1 protein-coding gene is annotated in these 989 nt (G+C 46.1%); it reads right to left on the reverse strand.

The features are described from left to right. The coding region (locus V5290_RS17280; RefSeq protein WP_333388747.1) for a VCBS domain-containing protein at positions 1 to 989 on the reverse strand (989 nt) is incomplete at both ends.

Consider the following 989-nt stretch of genomic DNA (forward strand, 5'->3'; position numbering starts at 1 on the left):
TCCACACCGTTAATGGTAATAACAATCTCTTGTTCAACACCATCGCTAGTCATAACAGTGATGGTATCGGTGATCGACTCACCATCATCCAATGATTGGATCGCCGCTTGCGTGTTATCCGCGGCGTATGTCCAGTTACCATCAGCATCGATAGTGACTTCACCATAAGTACCTGACACAGTCTCAGCAGTGAAAGTTGTGGTATCTGAGCTATCAACATCTGACAACGATAATGTGCCTGTCGTGCTTAAGGTCGCAGCATCATCTTCAGTCACTTCGCCGGTCGCATCGCCAGCTACGATAGATAAATCATCCACACCGTTAATGGTAATAACAATCTCTTGTTCAACACCATCGCTAGTCATAACAGTGATGGTATCGGTGATCGACTCACCATCATCCAATGATTGGATCGCCGCTTGCGTGTTATCCGCGGCGTATGTCCAGTTACCATCAGCATCGATAGTGACTTCACCATAAGTACCTGACATAGTCTCAGCAGTGAAAGTTGTGGTATCTGAACTATCAACATCGCTTAGTGATAATGTGCCTGTCGTACTTAACGTCGCTGCATCATCTTCAGTCACTGCGCCCGTTGTATCGCCAGCTACGATAGATAAATCATCCACACCGTTGATGGTAATAACAATCTCTTGTTCAACACCATCGCTAGTCATAACTGTGATGGTATCGGTGATCGACTCACCTTCATCTAAAGATTGGATCGCTGCTTGCGTGTTATCCGCCGCGTATGTCCAGTTGCCATCAGCGTCGATAGTAATATCACCGTAGCTACCGTTAATTGTCCCTGGTGTGAAAGTTGTGGTATCTGAGCTATCAACATCGCTTAGCGATAATGTACCTGACGTGCTTAACGTCGCGGCTTCATCTTCAGTCACCGCGCCCGTTGTATCGCCAGCTACGATAGATAAGTCATCCACACCATTAATAGTAATAACAATCTCTTGTTCAACACCATCGCTGGTCAT

The sequence above is a fragment of the Psychromonas arctica genome (assembly GCF_036697365.1).
GTDB classification, from domain to species: Bacteria; Pseudomonadota; Gammaproteobacteria; order Enterobacterales; family Psychromonadaceae; genus Psychromonas; species Psychromonas arctica_A.